The sequence below is a fragment of the Mycolicibacterium helvum genome, from assembly GCF_010731895.1.
GTDB classification, from domain to species: Bacteria; Actinomycetota; Actinomycetes; order Mycobacteriales; family Mycobacteriaceae; genus Mycobacterium; species Mycobacterium helvum.
On sequence record NZ_AP022596.1, the window covers coordinates 1,171,443 to 1,188,414 of the forward strand.

General features: G+C 65.3%; 17 protein-coding genes. 6 read left to right on the forward strand and 11 right to left on the reverse strand.

Annotated features, from left to right (window positions below; genetic code table 11):
* Positions 1-149: 149 nt before the first annotated feature.
* The gene (locus G6N38_RS05255) at positions 150-440 is read left to right on the forward strand and encodes a hypothetical protein (RefSeq protein WP_163746570.1); all 291 of its coding nucleotides are present in this window, start codon (positions 150-152) and stop codon (positions 438-440) included.
* A gap of 348 nt (positions 441-788) precedes the next feature.
* On the opposite strand, the gene G6N38_RS05260 is transcribed toward G6N38_RS05255, so the two are convergent.
* Genes G6N38_RS05260 through G6N38_RS05270 form a run of 3 tightly spaced genes read right to left on the reverse strand, consistent with a single transcriptional unit; the run spans position 789 to position 2,578 of the window.
* Positions 789-1,409, reverse strand: a complete 621-nt coding sequence (locus G6N38_RS05260) for a PIN domain-containing protein (protein WP_163746571.1) — start codon at positions 1,407-1,409, stop codon at positions 789-791.
* Positions 1,406-2,227 carry an ImmA/IrrE family metallo-endopeptidase gene (locus G6N38_RS05265; RefSeq protein ID WP_163746572.1) on the reverse strand — a complete coding sequence of 274 codons (822 nt, stop codon included), beginning with the start codon at positions 2,225-2,227 and terminating at the stop codon, positions 1,406-1,408. The genes G6N38_RS05260 and G6N38_RS05265 overlap by 4 nt, the downstream gene beginning before the upstream one ends.
* Positions 2,228-2,242: 15 nt before the next feature.
* Positions 2,243-2,578, reverse strand: a complete 336-nt coding sequence (locus G6N38_RS05270) for a helix-turn-helix domain-containing protein (protein ID WP_163746573.1) — start codon at positions 2,576-2,578, stop codon at positions 2,243-2,245.
* A gap of 426 nt (positions 2,579-3,004) precedes the next feature.
* Here G6N38_RS05270 and G6N38_RS05275 point away from each other — a divergent pair, with 426 nt between their 5' ends.
* Positions 3,005-5,461: a hypothetical protein gene (locus tag G6N38_RS05275; protein ID WP_163746574.1), complete on the forward strand. Its 2,457-nt coding sequence runs from the start codon at positions 3,005-3,007 to the stop codon at positions 5,459-5,461.
* 27 nt (positions 5,462-5,488) lie between these two features.
* On the opposite strand, the gene G6N38_RS05280 is transcribed toward G6N38_RS05275, so the two are convergent.
* Entirely contained in the window at positions 5,489-5,815 is a 327-nt protein-coding gene (locus G6N38_RS05280) for a hypothetical protein (RefSeq protein ID WP_220101380.1), read from the reverse strand.
* A 299-nt stretch (positions 5,816-6,114) separates the two neighbouring features.
* On the opposite strand from G6N38_RS05280, the gene G6N38_RS05285 reads away from it, so the two are divergent.
* Positions 6,115-7,089 carry a hypothetical protein gene (locus G6N38_RS05285; protein WP_163746576.1) on the forward strand — a complete coding sequence of 325 codons (975 nt, stop codon included), beginning with the start codon at positions 6,115-6,117 and terminating at the stop codon, positions 7,087-7,089.
* Positions 7,090-7,138: 49 nt separating this feature from the next.
* Here G6N38_RS05285 and G6N38_RS05290 read toward each other — a convergent pair whose 3' ends face one another.
* Entirely contained in the window at positions 7,139-7,432 is a 294-nt protein-coding gene (locus G6N38_RS05290; RefSeq protein ID WP_163746577.1) for a hypothetical protein, read from the reverse strand.
* 164 nt (positions 7,433-7,596) lie between these two features.
* On the opposite strand from G6N38_RS05290, the gene G6N38_RS05295 reads away from it, so the two are divergent.
* Both G6N38_RS05295 and G6N38_RS05300 read left to right on the forward strand, forming a co-directional pair.
* Complete coding sequence (locus tag G6N38_RS05295) at positions 7,597-7,782, forward strand: hypothetical protein (protein ID WP_163746578.1); 186 nt, start codon at positions 7,597-7,599, stop codon at positions 7,780-7,782.
* 93 nt (positions 7,783-7,875) lie between these two features.
* Positions 7,876-8,892 (forward strand): patatin-like phospholipase family protein, encoded by a 1,017-nt coding sequence (locus G6N38_RS05300; protein ID WP_163746579.1) that lies wholly within the window; start codon positions 7,876-7,878, stop codon positions 8,890-8,892.
* On the opposite strand, the gene G6N38_RS05305 is transcribed toward G6N38_RS05300, so the two are convergent.
* The 6 genes from G6N38_RS05305 to G6N38_RS05330 all read right to left on the reverse strand — a co-directional run bounded on the left by G6N38_RS05305 (position 8,873) and on the right by G6N38_RS05330 (position 15,441).
* Complete coding sequence (locus G6N38_RS05305) at positions 8,873-9,724, reverse strand: patatin-like phospholipase family protein (RefSeq protein WP_163746580.1); 852 nt, start codon at positions 9,722-9,724, stop codon at positions 8,873-8,875. The two genes, G6N38_RS05300 and G6N38_RS05305, sit on opposite strands and share 20 nt — an antisense overlap.
* Positions 9,721-10,950, reverse strand: coding sequence for an ankyrin repeat domain-containing protein (locus tag G6N38_RS05310; protein WP_163746581.1), 1,230 nt, complete (start codon positions 10,948-10,950; stop codon positions 9,721-9,723). The genes G6N38_RS05305 and G6N38_RS05310 overlap by 4 nt, the downstream gene beginning before the upstream one ends.
* A gap of 155 nt (positions 10,951-11,105) precedes the next feature.
* Positions 11,106-12,254 carry an aromatic ring-hydroxylating oxygenase subunit alpha gene (locus tag G6N38_RS05315; RefSeq protein ID WP_163746582.1) on the reverse strand — a complete coding sequence of 383 codons (1,149 nt, stop codon included), beginning with the start codon at positions 12,252-12,254 and terminating at the stop codon, positions 11,106-11,108.
* A 49-nt stretch (positions 12,255-12,303) separates the two neighbouring features.
* Entirely contained in the window at positions 12,304-13,182 is an 879-nt protein-coding gene (locus G6N38_RS05320; RefSeq protein ID WP_163746583.1) for an ABC transporter permease, read from the reverse strand.
* A gap of 61 nt (positions 13,183-13,243) precedes the next feature.
* Positions 13,244-14,191 (reverse strand): ABC transporter permease, encoded by a 948-nt coding sequence (locus tag G6N38_RS05325; RefSeq protein ID WP_246227713.1) that lies wholly within the window; start codon positions 14,189-14,191, stop codon positions 13,244-13,246.
* Positions 14,192-14,196: 5 nt separating this feature from the next.
* A complete protein-coding gene (locus tag G6N38_RS05330; protein WP_163746584.1) occupies positions 14,197-15,441 on the reverse strand; it encodes a polyamine ABC transporter substrate-binding protein in 1,245 nt (414 codons plus the stop codon).
* Positions 15,442-15,575: 134 nt separating this feature from the next.
* Here G6N38_RS05330 and G6N38_RS05335 point away from each other — a divergent pair, with 134 nt between their 5' ends.
* The gene (locus G6N38_RS05335; RefSeq protein WP_163746585.1) at positions 15,576-16,952 is read left to right on the forward strand and encodes an aspartate aminotransferase family protein; all 1,377 of its coding nucleotides are present in this window, start codon (positions 15,576-15,578) and stop codon (positions 16,950-16,952) included.
* Positions 16,953-16,972: the final 20 nt, after the last annotated feature.

Here is a 16,972-nt window from a genome sequence, read left to right on the forward strand (position 1 = left end):
GCGTGACAGAAAATTTGGGGTAGGCGACTACGCGTTCCTCGGCCTGGCGATCACAGTACGTTTTCGCCGAATTAGTCCGGCGGCGCGGAGCAGTGCCCCGTCGCGGTTGGAGCCACCTGGCATGATCCGCGACTGTTGAGGAGGTCGGGATGGCCGACACGATTCGTGACGCGACAGTCGTTGGCGATGTTCGTCGGGACAGCAGCGAAGTCGAGAGTCGGCCTCGGCCCGTCGACGTGGTCGTTCGACCCGAAGAGACGCAACTGAACCAGCTGCCGAGCTTTGTTCAAGGTTTGGACAAGCAGGCCGACAACACCACCGCAAGGTTTGGGATCGGGATGCTAACGCCCTCCCGGGATGGCGCTTCTAGTGCCATGATGATTGCGCCTGCCAAGGCGCCAATGACGCCTACCCATGCTGCTGTCATGGTCGGAGCCTAGTCACGCGTGCTTGTTGATGCCGTGCGATCGTCCGTTGCGACCCTGCTGGCCTCCGATGAACGTTCGAACTGCGACGATTTGGCAAACCCGATCCGCACCAGTCGCCGGGCAGACCATGTGGCCGAGCGAGTTTGCCACAGGAGACCGTGAGACCTGCTCGTACACAAGCGAATACCGGCTGGGGGCATTGCTGCCCTCAAACGAAAGTGACTCCACAGCTAATGCAACGTCTTCGAATCGGCGAATTGCCCGCTGCCCTCCACGATGAGACAACGCCCGGGCATCTGCTGACTGCGCCGACGACGAGCCGATCCAACGCGGCAGTGCAGCAAGAGCGAGCTTTTGCGGCTACTGCTGCCAACAGGGGAGGTGCATGAGATTGGTGTTGGCCAATGGCGGTAATCCGTCGTCGAGGTTGCGTAGCCGATCGTAGAGGTTGCGCATGGTTTCTTTGGTGGGCAGGTGTTCCCCGCCGGCTGCGCGTTCGAGAACCGTGGTGGTGTGGATCATGCGGATGCTGCCTACCGCCGCCTGGCCGCTGAGTGCTAGTCGCTGCAGGCGGCGAGCTTCGGTCGTGGCGAGCTGACAGCCGAGGCCTTCATCGATCAGGACGGTGACGTGTTGTCCGGTCTCGGCGGCCACGGCGGCGTGGGCGAGGACCATGATCTCACCGAGGTCCTTTCCGGTGCGTGCGCGTTGGGCGAGCGGGACGCCGCTGATGCGCTGGACGGCCGCGGACAGTTGGTCGGTCACATCGTCGCAGAGCACAGTCATCAGGCGTTCGGGCAGTTTGTTCCAGACGCGTTCGGCGGGCGCGAAGCGCTGGTCTTGGCGGGCTTTGCGCAGGATCTCTGTTTGGACTGCTTCGGGAACGCTGAGCGCTCCGAGGGTGGCAAAGAGCAGGCGTTCCTTGTTTACGGACAGGAGGTTCAGGCCCGGTCCGGCGTCCATGATGGGGCGCGGGTTCATTCGGTGGGCATGTCCTCGTCGTCCAGATCGCTGAGGTCGACCGTCACTGGGGGCAGTTCTGTCGCGTTCATCCACGGCGGCTGGTGTTCGGCGGGGACGACCCCGGCTTGGGCGAGTTCTTCTTCCACCTCTTCAAGGCTGACTCCCCGCAGTGTGGCCAAGGTCTGTGCCGATACGACACTTTCGCGGTAGCCAGCGATGGCTCGGGCGAGCAGACGCTGGGGGGAACGGGTGCGGTTGGCGTCGTTTTGCAGGGATCGGTACTGGTCCATCCAGCCATAGCGGGTCGCCAGTTGAGGCGTCGAAAGCTGCATCCAGTGGTCTTTGGTAAGGACGTCGATGTAGTCCCAGTGATACAGGGCAATAGCGGCAAGAGCCGGGGACACGAGAAACCACTGCACGACGGCGGAAAGCTCAGCCTCGGTCACGTCACTGGAGTGTGAGAGGAACACGTTGAGACCCTCGCCGGGAATCAGCAGATGCCGGGCGAAGGCATCGGCGCGAATCTCTGCTGGGGAACGGAGATCGAGGTCTTCGCCGTCGGTCCAGTCGCCGAACAAGACGTGCGCCAGCTCATGGGCCAGCGTGCTGCGCTGTCGCATGGGCTGGCAGCTGCGTGCCACGGCGATAAAGACGGCCTGACGTGCGGGGTCACGCATCGTCAGGCCGTGTTCGTCCGGGCCTGCATCGAGTACAGCGACGTCGTGGCCTGTGGTCCGTTCGATCAGAGCGACCAGATCGCCCAGTGGTTGACTCCCCAGGTGGTGGTCGCTGCGGAATTTCGCGGCCGCCACCGCGGCCTCGTGCTCAGCTGACATCCTTGCCTCGGGATATCACCGAGCAGCGGGGATTGCCTGGTCGTCCAGGTACGCGTCGAGCTCGATGAAATGCAACAGTCGCTGACGCATCTTGTCCATGGTTGACCCGTTCGTTGATCGGGCCGCGCACTGCACCCGATCGGAGATAGCCGTCCCGGTCAGCTGCGCCACAGTGCAGCCAAGAGCATCGGCGATCTGGACGATCTCAGTCATCTTGGCCGGCCGTATGCCGGACAGGATGCGGCTCAGCGTCGATTGCGAAATTCCGGTGCGATCTTCGAGTGCTCGTTGGGACAAGTGAGCTGCTTCGCGGGCGCTCTCGATCGCGGCCGCCATCTGTATCGCCGTCATGGAAACACCTCCTGAATCAGATTCTCGATTGTGATTCAAGTGTAGCGCGCGGACCGACAAATACCGAGCCCGGAAACCACCGCCGAAGTGAGGCCGGGGCCGATGCTTGTTGGCGGCGGCGCTTTGAACGAGTCCGCACCCTCCAAGAAAGCCGTGCCGTACAGCACACACCCGCCGAGAAACCGCCGTCGTCGACGTGACCATGAGCAGACTCTGGCCGGTAGGGAGACCCGAGTTGATCGCACCAGGTCGGCATTCCGAATCCCCTTCGGCCGGGAGTCGAGGCCCAACTCGCTACCGAACGACTGTAGAGAGATCCCGTCGGTGCCCGGCGTTACCGTGGATCGACGCTGTGTCCTTGTGGCGCCGGCCCATCATGGGAGCCCGGCACCGACTCGGCGAAAAGGGACGAAGGGGAGGCTGCCCATGTGGCCGTTGTTGACCAATGAGCCGCTGGACGCCGACACCGTGGTCAGCCGGCAACTGCGGCCGGCCGGATGCGCCGTCCCCGTCGACCGCGCGGACCTGGCGGCAGGCGCGCGCGCCGTGGTCGATCTGTGCAATTCCTGGGGCGGGGGCGCCATGCCGTTGATCCCGGTGACACCGGGGTCCCCCATCGACAGCAGGTGGCACCGAATTCTGTTGCAGAGCAACATCGACGGCATTGCCAAGACAGACCTGATCGACGCGCACGAACGGAGCAGGTTCAGCGACATCCAGGGCGGGGATTACCGGCAGCTGCTCCTGCGGGTTCTGATCGACCTCGACGACCCGAAGCCGACCGTGCAGACATGTCGCGGTGTACCCGCCGATCATGATTGGTATCTCGCTTACCTGGCCATGTTCGGCGACCTGCCCGTGTATCCGAACTCCATGAACACGTGGAACGAGTTGCCGCGGGACTTGACCTACCAGGACGTCGTGACGATCAAGGGCGTCGAGGGCGAACTCGGGGCGGCGGGGCTTGCGTCGCTGATCCGGACGTCCTCTGCGGTAACTGCGGTCGGCCTGACACGGAGAAAGCTCACCGTCGGAGTTCCGGCCGCGACCAATCGGGGCTTGCTGCCCGAGCGTTCGCGGTTCGAATGGGACGACGATCGGATCTCCCGGCGCTATGGCCCCAACGTGATCGTCGTCTACCGCCCCGGCAGCGTGGAGGATCTCGCGCTGATCTGGAACGTACGGGCGCGGTTCGCCCATCCCCCCGGCCTACCGCTTGCCATTCCGATGACCGACACCATCGACCAGGACATCGCGAGTCTCAAGCAGGCCGGCGTCGAGCACTTCTTCGGCGGCGGCCACGACGTGGCCCTGACGTCCTTCTCCGTGGACGTCGCCGACCTCGAAGCGGTCGCCACGCGCAACCGGTTCGACGTCGTGGACCCGTGGAAGCTGTTGGGGCCCATCGGGGGGTACTGCGTCCTGTCTTCGGAGACAACGCATTTCACCGATGGTGCTGCCACGATCCCGGGCTTCACGTCCACTGATGTCGAGGCGCTGGGTCTGTCACTCTTGGGGAGTCATCAAGGCGCATGGATGCGGTTGAAGACGACGGTCGCCGACGATCCCTTGCCGCTCAGCGCCACTATGCGTCGCCCGCACTACTTCGGCGAGCTGCGGTATCTGGATGGCCCTATCACCTCTGGCGGGCACCTCAACCACACGACGCGCGTCACCCAACCTTCGGCCAGGGAGGTGCTGGCCGCCCTTGCCGCCGACGCCGACGCCGTTGTGACGGAGAGCGCCCCGGGCAGAGCCGCCGAGTACCTGATCCGGGCTGCCGAGTCCGACCTGGCGATGCTGGCGGCCCCGGGTGTCGTCGCGGCGATCAACGAGCTGACCCGCGGCCGGCACGTCAGTCTGGTCAAGCGGCGCCTCAACCAGTTCCTGGGCCAGGAAGACCTCGACGAGTCCACCGATCGCTACCAAACGCTGCTGCAACGACTTGACGATGCCGTCGGCGCTCCCGACGCGGCGGAGGCCGGGTCCCTGACCTTCAATCAGCTCAAGGTTCTGCTTCGCATGTCCCTGACCGGGGCGCAGCGGTGGCTGCAGTGGGCAACGGCGAGCGGGCTGGTCCTGCGGGGTGTGGAAGCCAACTGCGAGCGGTGCGGTCACAAACAATGGCGGCCGTTCGTGGAAATCGTGCCGGCGCTGATCTGCCACGGCTGCGGTCAACCGATCGTGAATGCGTACGGCTTTAACCACATTGAGTACCGATACCGGGCCAGCGAGTCACTGCTGCGCGCCATGAGCCACGATGTCCTTCCCTCGGTCCTGGCGATCCGCTACCTCGCGTCCGTCATGGGCGGACCCGGCGGCATGGTGTTCGGCTCCTACCCCGGGATCGAGTTCCGCCCCGACGCCGGCTCACCGGTTGACGCCGAAGTCGATGCCTTGGTCGTCCTGCGCACCGGCGGGATCATCGTCGGTGAGTGCAAGACCAACGCGCGCGGGTTGACCACAGGGGAACTGGACAAGCTCTGGAAGGCCGCGGATCAGATTGGTGCGCGTGCGACGTTCGCCGCGACGTTGGACACGGCGCAGGCGTGCGGTCCGCTCTGGCGCGAGCAGGCTGCCCCGAACGGGCGGCCGCACTTCGCGCTGACTGCCGAGCACCTATTCGACCTGCAGGCGAGGGGGCCCGTCGGCCAAGGGGACCTGTTCGAATGGCGTGATGCCCTTCCTGGGCCACGCGGACCGGATGAGCCGGCGGGGTGGGAGGCCGTCGACGAGGCGTTCAGTCGCCGCACCGAAGGTTCTACCACCGACTACAGGCAGCTGCGGCGTGCGCCGTGGATGTCGCCCGAGTTCATCGATCCCATGCGTCTGCCGGCCGACTGGCGTAACGGGTTGTCAGAGGAGCCGACCACGGCGTCGTGAGACGTCCGTCGGGGCGGGAACATGCCGTCATCGCAGGTCAGGACGCCTTTCGCGCTTCTGCACAGAACGCTGACTCGGCTTCGGCGACCAGGCCTTGGGCGACCAGGTACACCGTAGGGCGTCGCAGCGCAGCGCGGCGCCGGGCGGAATGATGACCTCGTCTTCGCCGGCGTTGGCGGAGATCGCCGTGACCGGGAGGCCGTCGCGGGTGCGGATCGCCATCACGTAGGCGCCGGACCCGCGCTCGGCGAAGCGGGTGGCGCCGCGGCCGTGGGCGCCATGCTCAGCGGTGTCAACGCCGCCGGCAGCATCCTCGACCGCGATCTCGTCCCCTTCATCCGCAGCGGCGGCCAACTCGCCGACTCCTCCGCCCTGCCCACCTGGGGGAACAACTTCGACCCGTTCACCACCACCCGGGCATTGCACGACTAACCACCATGGGGGCTGGCGCAATCTGGTTCACAAGAAGCTTGCCGAGCAGCTGCTCGCCCTCGCGAGGAACGAGGGGTGGAGTTGGTGAGTGCATCGGCCTGGGCAATCAGTTGACCCATGCTCGGGAACTGTCGCCCTGTTCCGGCCGCCCCCGACCGGGGGCGCCTGCAGACCGCGTGTTGTCAGCCACGCGTGTCGCCACCGTGGAGGAAGCTGGCTGTGTGCTCACCATCTACCTAGATCAGAACAAGTGGATTGATCTAGCTCGGGCCGAGTCTGGACACCCAGGGGGCATCGCATTCGTCGACATTCTGCAAGCGTTTCGGCGAGCTGCCCACGAGAAGCGAGCCCGCTTCCCGCTGAGCTGCGCACACTATTACGAGACTGGTAAGCAGCGCGACTGGACGAGGCGCAAGAATCTCAGCACGTCGATGATGCGCCTTGCCGGACTGGTGCGCATCGCCCCACCGCATGCCATCGTTCCTTGGGAGATCCGTCGCGCATTGATCGACGTGTTCGACTTGCAGCTTCACCTTCGGGACCTGGATTTGTTCGGTTCTGGTATGGCGCACGCTTTTGCCAGAGAAGACCTTCGGATGGACGCACCCGCAGAATGGCACGCCGCGCTTCCGCCCGAGCTGTATGGCGTCATGAAAGAGCGTTGGGACGCCGCAGTGGAGGCGATCGTGCTAGGCGACGTCATGCCAGAGGGTGGCCCTGAGATCTCACGACTTCGCTTGCACGGCCTGAAGAACCTGACCGGTCGGAGGTTCGTCGAAGGGCAGCAGAACGTGGCGGCTTGGGTGGGTGAGCTCGGCCGCCACCGCTTGGCGGACGCCATGCTTGCCACCACCTTCGTCGATATCGCCGAACCCTTGATGACGGTGGCAGCAGAACTTGGCATCGCGGCCGAGGATGTCGTTGACAAGGCCAATGTCATCATTGACGCCATCCCGTCGCGGTGGGTGGAGATGAAGCTCAGACACCTACGTCAGGCCAATCCTCAAAAGGCTTGGGAGGGTAACGATCTCAACGATATGATCGCCCTGTCGGTTGCGGTGCCCTATTGCGATGTTGTGGTGACCGAGAAGTCCTGGGCTTCGCTCATCCGAACGGCGAAGGTCGGCGACCGCTACGATACGTTGGTCACCCCGCGACTGCTGGATGTGGTTGATCGATTGACCGTCGACTCCTGACCGCTAGCTACGGCGAGCACTGCTGTTGAGGTGTAGCTCGAAGATTCGTCTACGGATAGAACAGTTCCACCGACGGTCGATCGCTGGGTACGGTGTTCAACAGTTCGCGGGCGAAGTCGATGATCCGGGTCAGCCCACATGAGGTGGCGGCTTCGATGGCGTTGTGGAGGTAGGCGTCGGCGTGGACTGGATCGGAGTCCCATTGGCCGCTCAGCGCTGTTGCTAGGGCGGCGTGAACCGGGAAACTGCTGCTGCGCCGAGCAGCATCAAACGCGCTTGAAAGCCGGCTTCGGATCGCTAGCGAGGCTATGCAAAATCCGCTCGAAAATGGCGGATCCGCCATCGTCCGCCATTTTCGAGCGGAATCCGCCATCTTTGAGCGGAACCTACAGCCGCGACGATTTCCTGCCAGTCTCCACACAGTTCCTGCCAGTGGAATTAAATCCCTGACCTCCGGGTTTACTCCCTTGTAACTGGAAGAACGAGCAAGAAGAGAAGGCAGTGCACATGACCAAGTTCGCAGTCGCGACCCTGCTGGGGTCCGCGATGAGCGCGGTCGTCATCGGCTTGGCCGCTCCCGCGGCCGCGGCCCCTAGCGGGTCCGGTGACACCCGCCACACCACATTCGACTCGCTGGGATACACGGTGGGCAGCAACAAGCTCGGCACCATCGACGCAGTCCAGCGCGACTAGCCGGTGCGCGACGACGCGCACCGACGACGGAAGGGCACCCCGCAAGGGGTGCCCTTCCTCGTCTCATCTTGTCCGGGTGAGCACAATGGAGCCATGGCCGACCAATCCCCTTTCGGGCGAGTCGCGCTTGCCCTGGGCAGCGGCGGTGCGCGGGGGTATGCGCACATCGGCGTGATCGACGAACTTCAAAGCCGCGGATACGAAGTCGTCGGTATCGCCGGCTCGTCGATGGGGGCATTGGTCGGCGGCCTGCACGCCGCGGGATCGCTCGACGAATTCTCGGACTGGGCCAAGACTTTGACGCAGCGGGCCGTGCTGCGCCTGCTCGACCCGTCGATCAGTGCCGCTGGCGTCCTGCGCGCCGAGAAGATCCTCGACGCGGTGCGCGACATCCTCGGCGAGGCCACCATCGAAAGCCTGCCAATCCCCTACACCGCGGTCGCCACCGACCTGATCGCAGGCAAATCGGTGTGGTTGCAGCGTGGACCGGTCGACGCCGCGATCCGCGCTTCGATCGCGATCCCGGGCATCATCGCCCCGCATGTGCTCGACGGTCGGCTGCTTGCCGACGGCGGGATCCTCGATCCGCTACCGATGGCGCCGATCGCTGCGGTCAAGGCAGATCTGACCATCGCGGTCAGCCTGTCCGGCCCCGCTTCAAACGACAGCGAGGACGCCCCGCCCGATCCTGAGGCCCGCGCCAGCACCGAGTGGCTCGGCCGGCTGCTGCGCAGTACGTCAGGACTGTTGGACACCAACGCCGCACGCTCCATCTTGGACACTCCCGCGGCCCGGTCGATGCTGAGCCGGTTCGGCACCGGGTCAGATTCCGAGGATGTCGTCGAGGACCCAGACGCCCCGATCCCCAGGCTCGGCAGTTTCGCGGTGATGAACCGCACAATCGACATCGCGCAGGCCGCCCTGGCCCGCCATCAGATGGCGGCCTATCCGCCCGATCTGCTCATCGAAGTGCCCCGAACGGCTTGCCGCAGCTTGGAATTCCACCGCGCCGCCGAGGTTATCGATCTCGGCCGTGAGCTTGCCGCCAAAGCGCTGGACGGCTACCGCAACACCGGACCGGAGATCATCATCACGCCAGAAACTCCGTGACTGCCGCGGCCACCCGGCGGCCTTGTTCGCGTCCGGCCAGCGCCGACGGGGTCCGGCAACGGGGGTCGAGCAGGTTGGGGCCGAAGGCCGCCAGCGACTCATCATCGGCGAAGACGGCGAACGTTCGCGCGCTGAAGGCCGCGATCTCGGCCGCGGTTCCGCTGCTGAACGGCGACGGCGTGGATTCACTCGCGGGCACCAGGACCACCGCCGTCGCGCAGTCGGCGGCCGCGGCGGTATGCACCGAACTGCTGACGCCGCCGTCCATGTAACGCCGGCCGCCGATGGTCACCGGTGGCCAGGTGCCGGGCACCGCGCAGCTGGCCGCCACCGCGTCGACCAGTTCCACCCCGGACGACGAATCGAAGACCGCCAGGTCCCCGGTCGCGGTGTCGATCGCCGTGATCCGCAGATCTTGTGCGGGCCAATTGTGCGCGGGCAGCCGCGCTTCGATGACTTTCCGCCGGACCGACTCGGGGACGGTCGGTGCGTTCAGGGCGACGGTTCCGATGCGTTGCAATTTCTCTCGGAGATCGCCGGGTTGCGCGACCGCCGAGAGGAACAGCGCGGTGATCGCATCGAAATCGGCGCCGGAATCGATCTCCGACGAGATGTCGCCGGTCTGGCGTTCGAAAAGCTCCGGCAAGGACAACGGGCTGCTGATCTGCGCGGCGACGGTGGAGCCGGCGGACGTGCCGACCAGGACATCGGAGTCCAGCAGCGCTCGCGCGGTATCCGGGGCTTCGTCGGCGATTCCGCGCAGGATGCCGGTTTCCCAGCCGATGCCGGCAAGTCCGCCGCCGGCCAGGATCAGGGCTCGTTTCAACGTCACAGCGTCCGAGTCTGCCAGTTGTCCAGGTACGCAGCCGCCTCGGTCTGGTAGGCGTGCTGTGCCCAGCCCATTGGCGTCGTCCCGTAACGATGATCGACGAGATCGGGGTCGACACCCGCATCGAGAAGCCGGCGGATCAGGGCCAGATCACCACTCCAGGCCGCGTGGTGCAGCGGTGTGGCGCCGCCGTCGTCACGGCTGTTCGGGTCGTCGGGAAATGACGGCTCGACCAGTTCGGCTGCGGAGACATCGATCCCGTGCCGGGCCAACAACGCCAGCCGGCCGGCGAAGCCGTGTTCGGCTGCCCAGCCGATTTGTCGCTGCCACATCTGCTCACGGGTTTCCATCGCCTCGCCGAGACGACGTTCCCACGGGCTCGGGCCGGCGTCGGCCAAGCCGTATTCGAACAGCAGCCCCAGGTGCGAGTCGTCGGCGCGGAACATGCGGTTGTAGAGCGCCTGCTGGTCGACGGGGTGTGCCCCGCGCTGCAACAGCAGCTCAGCCAGGGCCGGCGCGAACCGGTGGCGCGGTTGACGGCCCGGTCCCTGCTCTCCTTCGCCGAATACCCCGGTGAGCGCTGTGAACGGTGTCGCCATGGCCCGCCACAAGTAACCGGAGTTCGGGTCGGCGCCGGCGTCCAGTAGCAGGGTGGCGGCTGCGAGTACGTCATCTTCGTTGCGCGGCAAGGAGACCCGCGAGTAACACAGGTACAGCAGCGGAACCCAGCCGAACGGTCCGCCGGCTGTGGTGGCCAGATCGGATTGCGTCTCGAGGTGAAGGCTCAGCGTCACCGGGTCGGCTGCCGATGCGGCAGCCCACACATGATGTTGCGGCACATCGGGATTCGCCTCCAGGAGTGCGGCGGCCGCCCGCCAGCGCGGCGGGGCGTCACTGTGGTCGTAGCGCAACGACGACAACGAGCAGAACTGATCGGCCACGCCCAAGACGTCCTCGTTGATGGCGCCGGGATCCACGGCGAGCTCGTCGGCGATCCCCAGATAGCCAACAAGCGCTGGCCAGCCACTGAATCCGTAACTGCGGGCCAGGGCGAGCTGGGCGTCATGTAGTCGGAAGCGCTCCGAGCCCAGGGCGATGTCGGGGCGCGGGTGGTGACGGCGGATGCTCTCGACTGCGTCGCGGTCATTGGATACGACAGATCGTTGCAGGGTGCGGGCATCCGCGCGCAGCCGCTCAAGTGACGGATTGTCGGGCAGGGCGCTGGCCATGACGGCCTCCTCTCAGTTGCCCTGCGTCCGCGAGGCCGGGCCGAGAAGGAGGTCGGTCAGGAATCAGTGGTCAAGAGCAGGGAGGCTGAGCCTCTTCGAGCGGACGTCGGGCGATCCTGCGCGCCCGCCCCGGACGCTACCAGTCCCAGCATCGTTCAGCGAGACCCGGTGTAGGCCCGGGCAACCCGGGTGACGAACTGATAGACGCCGTCCTCATCGGGAGCCAGCGGCCCCGGGCGGGCGTGCGGGGAACTCAAGCCGCGTTGCACCGATTCGCATGCCGTCCAGTCCTGCCGGTTGGTCAGATCCCAGAAGTCCACGGCGTAGGACGGATCGAAATCGGGTTTGTCGAGGGCCTCTTTCGGGAACGCCCAGGCGCATTCCACGTGGGTGCGGTCGACGCCCAACGGCGTCATGAGGTGCGTCATCACGTAATCGGGGTGCAGGCTCACCAGCAGGTTGGGGAATCCCACCAGATACATCACGGTGCGAAGTTCCTGTTCGGACAGGCCTTTGATAGCCACGCCACCGCTGCGCCCGCTCAGCGACATGGTCTCGGCCTCGTCGATCATGCTCATCCAACCGCCGATCCAGTCGCCTGGCAGGTCGAGGTTCTCGCCGCTGGTGGGTGGGCTGATCTTGGAGAGTTCGGGGTGGATGGTCGAGCAGTGGTAGCACTCCTGGTAGTTCTCGACGATCACCTTCCAGTTGGTCTCCAGCTCGTAGGAGTGCCGCGCGACGACGGTCAGGTCCTCCGGGCGGTAGGGACCGATGATGTCTTCCATTCCGGCGACGTGCAGGTCGAAATCGACGTCGCTGCCGCTGGGGTCGACGAACAGGTAGCCGTGCCAGTCCACCAGTCGCAGTTCGGCGAGGCCGAATTGTCCGGAGTCGAAGGCGTCGGCGGCATCGAAGCCGGGCGCTTTGCGCAGTTCGCCGTTGAGCTTGTAGGACCACGAGTGGTACGGGCAGACGATGCCCCGCCGCTTGGCGGTGGCACCGCAGGTCAGCATCTCGTGGCCGCGGTGGCGGCAGACGTTGGCGAAGGCGCGCACCTGATTGTCTTCGCCGCGCACCAGAAGGATTCCGTTTGCGCCCGCGCCGACGGCCTTCTGCGCGCCGGCCCCGTCTAGGTCGCTGGCGTGGCCCACGCAGTGCCAGCCGGCGAAGATGTTGCGCTTCTCCCACTCGAATACTGCCGGGTCGACATAGGCCTCCCGCGGCAGCATTCGGGACTGTCCGAACGGCGCGAGGGAGGCGGCGAGGTCGTCGGCAGGCACCGGCGCCGGAGTCTGTTTGAACATACAGTCAGACTAGTCTGGCTGGTGTCACAGGTCCAGAGATCATCGCAGCTCAGGCCTCACCGGCGAATGCGGCGATCCCGCCGCGCGTTGCGTCATCGCCACGAGTCATCCGGCGATACACCAGATATCCGACGGTCACCGCGACCAAAGCCGCCAACAAAAGCAGAGTGGCAAGCGCATTGAGCGCCGGGGTCGGCGCGGCGCGCGCGGTGTTGTAGATCTTCACCGAGACCGGTTCGGTCGAGGAATTGCCGGACAGGTAGCGCACCAGAACGAAGTCGTCGATCACGTCGGCGAACACCAGCACCGTGCTGGCGAAGATCGCCGGGAACAACATCGGCACCGTCACCCGTCGCAGCGCTTCCATCGGCGAGGCGCCCAAATCCATTGCGGCTTCTTCATAGTGGCTGCCGATCGTGGCGAGCCTGGCGCGCACGAGCACGGCCGGGTAGGCGATCTGGAAAGTGACCAGACCGATCACCTGAGCGGAAGTGCCGAGCCCGATCGGGAGCGCCAGCGAAGTCATCACGAAAAGCAGTGCGACGGCCAGCAGCACCTCAGGAACCACGAACGACACCAGCATCAGCAGGTTGGCGCCGGCGGGCAGCCGCCCCCGCCAGCGGTCGATGCCGATGGCGAACAGCACGCCCAGCGGCACAGTGATCAGCGTGGTGATCACACCGAGCTTGAGCGTCTGCAGCAGGGCGGTGTGCAGCGAGGCGTCGTGCCATACCGATCTGGTTGCGTCGCCCCAGTACCAGCGAAAGGAGAAGCCCTGCCAATTGGTCCGCGACCTGCCATCGTTGAACGAGAACATCACCGCGATCAGCACAGGCAACAGCGACCACACCAGATAGCCGGCGGTGACGGCCATCAGGATCCGCGGCGGCCGCCACGGGTCTTTCCACCAGGAGATGGGACCTCTCATGCCGCCCCCTCGCAGGCTCGGTCGCGACATGTCCGCCCATGATTCGCTCCGCAAGCGTCGCTCATGTGGATACCTCATCGCGGGCGGTGACCCGCACGTAGTAGAACATCGGCACCACGGTGACGATCAGCACGAGCATCACGAACGCTCCGGCCTGACCGGTCTGCCCCGGGGCTTGCACGCTGTCGTTGATCAGGTTGCCGACCATCGCCGTCTTCGGTGAGGCCGACAGCATGTCGGAGGTGAAGTAGTCACCGAGCATGGGCAGACAGGTCAGCAGGACCGCGGCCAGGATCGTGGGCCGGCACATCGGCAGTGTCACCCGCCAGAACGATTCGAGCCGGTTCGCCCCCAGATCGCGGGCGGCCTCCAGTGTCGACTGCGGCAGCCGGTCGAGGCCGGCGTACAGCGGCAGAATCATGTACGGCACGTAGCCGTAGACCAGGCCCAGCACCACCACCACCGGCTGACCGGTCAGCCAGTGCACGTTCACGTGGAAGACTCCGCCGAGGCTGAACAGCCGATTGACCATGCCGTCGTCCTGAAGCAGGTTGACCCAAGCCAGCATTCGCATCATGTAGCTGATCCAGAACGGTGCGATCAAAGCGGCAAGCAACACACCGGCCCACCGGCCCGACAGCCGAGCCGTGTAGTAGGCCACCGGGAAGGCGATCAGTAGGCACAACACGCTGGCCAGCACCACGTAGACCGCGGTGCGCAACAGCGCGGGCCCGAACACCCCGTTTTCGCCGACGATATGAGTCAGGACGTAGGTGAACTGAGAAGGATCCCACTCCAACGGGTTCCACACCGGAATCGGTGTCCGGAACAGTGGATCGACCTGGCCGAAGACGATGGCCAGCACGACGTAGAGCGGCGCCAGGAAGAACACCGCGAGCCAGACGACGCCGGGCATCGCGAGCAGGGGCCACAGCCCGTTGGTGCGCGTCCGCTTCAACGGCGACGCGACTGGGGCCGGAGTGGGGTCAGCGACCTCAGCGAGGGTCACCTGGGTCAGGATCCGCCGGCCTTGAAGGCGCGCCAGACATTGTGCCAGGCAGCGTCATTGGCGGCGTCCAGCTCAAGCAGTCGATATCCGACGTCGAAGTACTCGGGACGCACGATCGCGCTCTTCAGGTTTTCGGGGACCAGCCCGTCGGCGACGAGCGAATCCGGGTTGAGCGACACCTGCGGCGGTTGGTAGCCGATCTGCTGGAAGTTCTGCTTGGCGACCTCGGTCTCGAGCATATGGTTGAGGAACAGGTTGGCCAGCACCGGATTCTTGCCGCCACGCAGCAGCACGATCAGGTCATTGTCGACCAGCCCCTTGCCGTCGGCAGGGAACCAGTAGCGCAGGATCTCGGGGCCGGTCCCCTCCGGCAGGTAGTTGACGGCGTTGATGATGTCGCCGGACCACATCTGCGACACGCCGATCTGACCGGCGGGCAGGTCGCTGTACATCGTGACGGTGACCTTCGGCGAGGTCGCCGCCACCATTGCCGTGAGTTGGTCGCCGAGCTTCTTGAGGTCGTCGGCCGATGACGTGTTGACATCGGTGATGCCCAGCTTCAGCAGCACCATCGCCATCGCGGTGTGCCAGTCATCGATGACGGCGGTCTTGTTCTTGTAGGCCGGATCCCACAGTGCCTCATAGGGATTCTTCAGACCACCGATATCAGCCGGCACCTGGTCGGCACGCCAGCCGATGCCGGTGGTGTACACGGTGTAGGGCACCGTGAACCGCCACTCCTGGTCGTACCAGGGGTTGGCGAAGAACGGCCAGACATTCTTGATGTTGGGCACGTAGCTGTGGTTGATCGGACGGACCAAGCCGCCGTTGACCAGCCGGCTGATCTGGTCGTAGCTTGGGAAGTAAATGTCGTAGTCGACGTTGCCGCCGCGGATCTTGGTGATGGCCTCGTCAGTGTCGTTGAACGTCGACACTTGCACCTTGGTCGCGTACTTGTCCTCGAACGACTTGATAGCGTCCGGCGCGATGTAATCGGCGTAGCTGTAGAGCTGCAGCGTGGCGCCCTTTTCCGGGGCCAGCCCGTCCGCGATCGGCTTGTTGTCACCTGCGATGTCCCACGTCACCGGATTCTTCGGCGACGCGATCTTCAGGGTCGGTGCCGAACTCGATTGTCCCCCTTTGGAACACGCATCAAGAAATGCCACGAGCGCGGGGGTTCCAGCGGCCAGTAGGGCGGCCCGCTGGAGAAACTGTCGACGATTCGGGCCGGGTCCTGTCGGTGCTGGCATCCGCGCCTCCGTGGTTTCGAGTCTTCTCAAGTCTTGTTTGTTCCTTGGACTCTGGCATAGACTGAACGATCAGTCAATAGATGCAGCGGCGCTTTTTCGCAGGTCCGCATAGCAATCGAGTGGAAGGTTACCCCGTGGCTTCGCCGATTATCGAGAGCCCGGTTCATGACGCGGTCAACCAGTTGATCGCCGATCAGGAGAAGGTGTTCCTGGCGCGCCAGCCGCGCAGCACCGAAATGATCAGCCGCGCACGCGAACACCTCGCGGGCGGGGCGACGTCCAACTGGCAGATCGCCCAACCACAGGCGGTGTGGATGAGCCACGGTGCAGGCTCCAAGGTGTACGACGTCGATGGCACCGAGTACGTCGACATGCACGGCGGCTACGGCGCTTCCATCGCCGGCCACGCCCACCCCGCGATCGTCGAGGCGGTCAGCAGGCAGGTCCGCCGCGGCACGCACTTCGCGCAGCCGACCGAGGATGCGATCTGGATCGCAGGAGAGCTGGCCCGCCGGTTCGATTTGCCGTTGTGGCGCTTCGCCAATTCCGGCACCGAGGCCACCATGGATGCCGTGCACCTCGCCCGGTCGGTGACCGGGCGGGATCTCATCATCAAGGTCGAGGGTTGCTACCACGGCCATCACGACTCGGTCGAGGTCTCGGTACTCCCCGAGGCAGATCAGGTCGGCCCGAGCGAGCATCCGATCGGCGTGCCGGGCAACAGCGGTATCCCGGCGGCGATCCGCGACCTGGTGGTCGTGGTGGGATTCAACGACCCCGAGGCGGTGGCCCGGGCGCTGGCAGAGCACCGCGGTCAGGTGGCAGCGATGATCGTGGAGCCGGTGATGATGAACGCCGGCATCATTGCGCCCGACGACGGCTACCTGGCCGCAATCCGCGACCTGGTCCATGCCGAGGGTGCCCTGCTGATCTACGACGAGGTCAAGACCGGCTTTACCACCGGGCCTGGCGGTGTCACGGCGATGTCCGGCGTCGTCCCCGATATCATCTGTCTGGCAAAGGCTTTGGGTGGTGGAATCTCGGTCGCAGCGATCGGGGGCACCGAGACCGTGATGTCGGCGATCGCCGACGGCAGCTACGAACAGGTCGGCACCTTCAACGGTAATCCGCTGGCGATGGCGGCCACCAGGGCCACCCTGGCCGAGGTGCTGACGCCGGCCGCCTACGCGCGCATGGCGTCCCTGGCTGAGCGTCTCCGCGCCGCTTTGGAAGCGACGACGGCCGAACACGGTTACGGTTGGCACGTGGTGAGTGTCGGGGCCAAGGGTTGCGTGACGTTCAAACGCGAGCCCGTGCACGATTTCCGCGACTTTCTCCAGATCGACGACCGGTTGGGCCACTTGCACTGGCTCATGCAGCACAACGGCGGTGTATTCCTGCCGCCTTGGGGCAAGGTGGAGCAATGGTTGCTATCTGTTCAGCACGACGAGGCCGATGTCGACCGGTTCGCCGCGAACTTCGCCCGGCTCGCCCGGGCGGTGGCGGCCTGACCGCCTGTTGCGTGGACGGC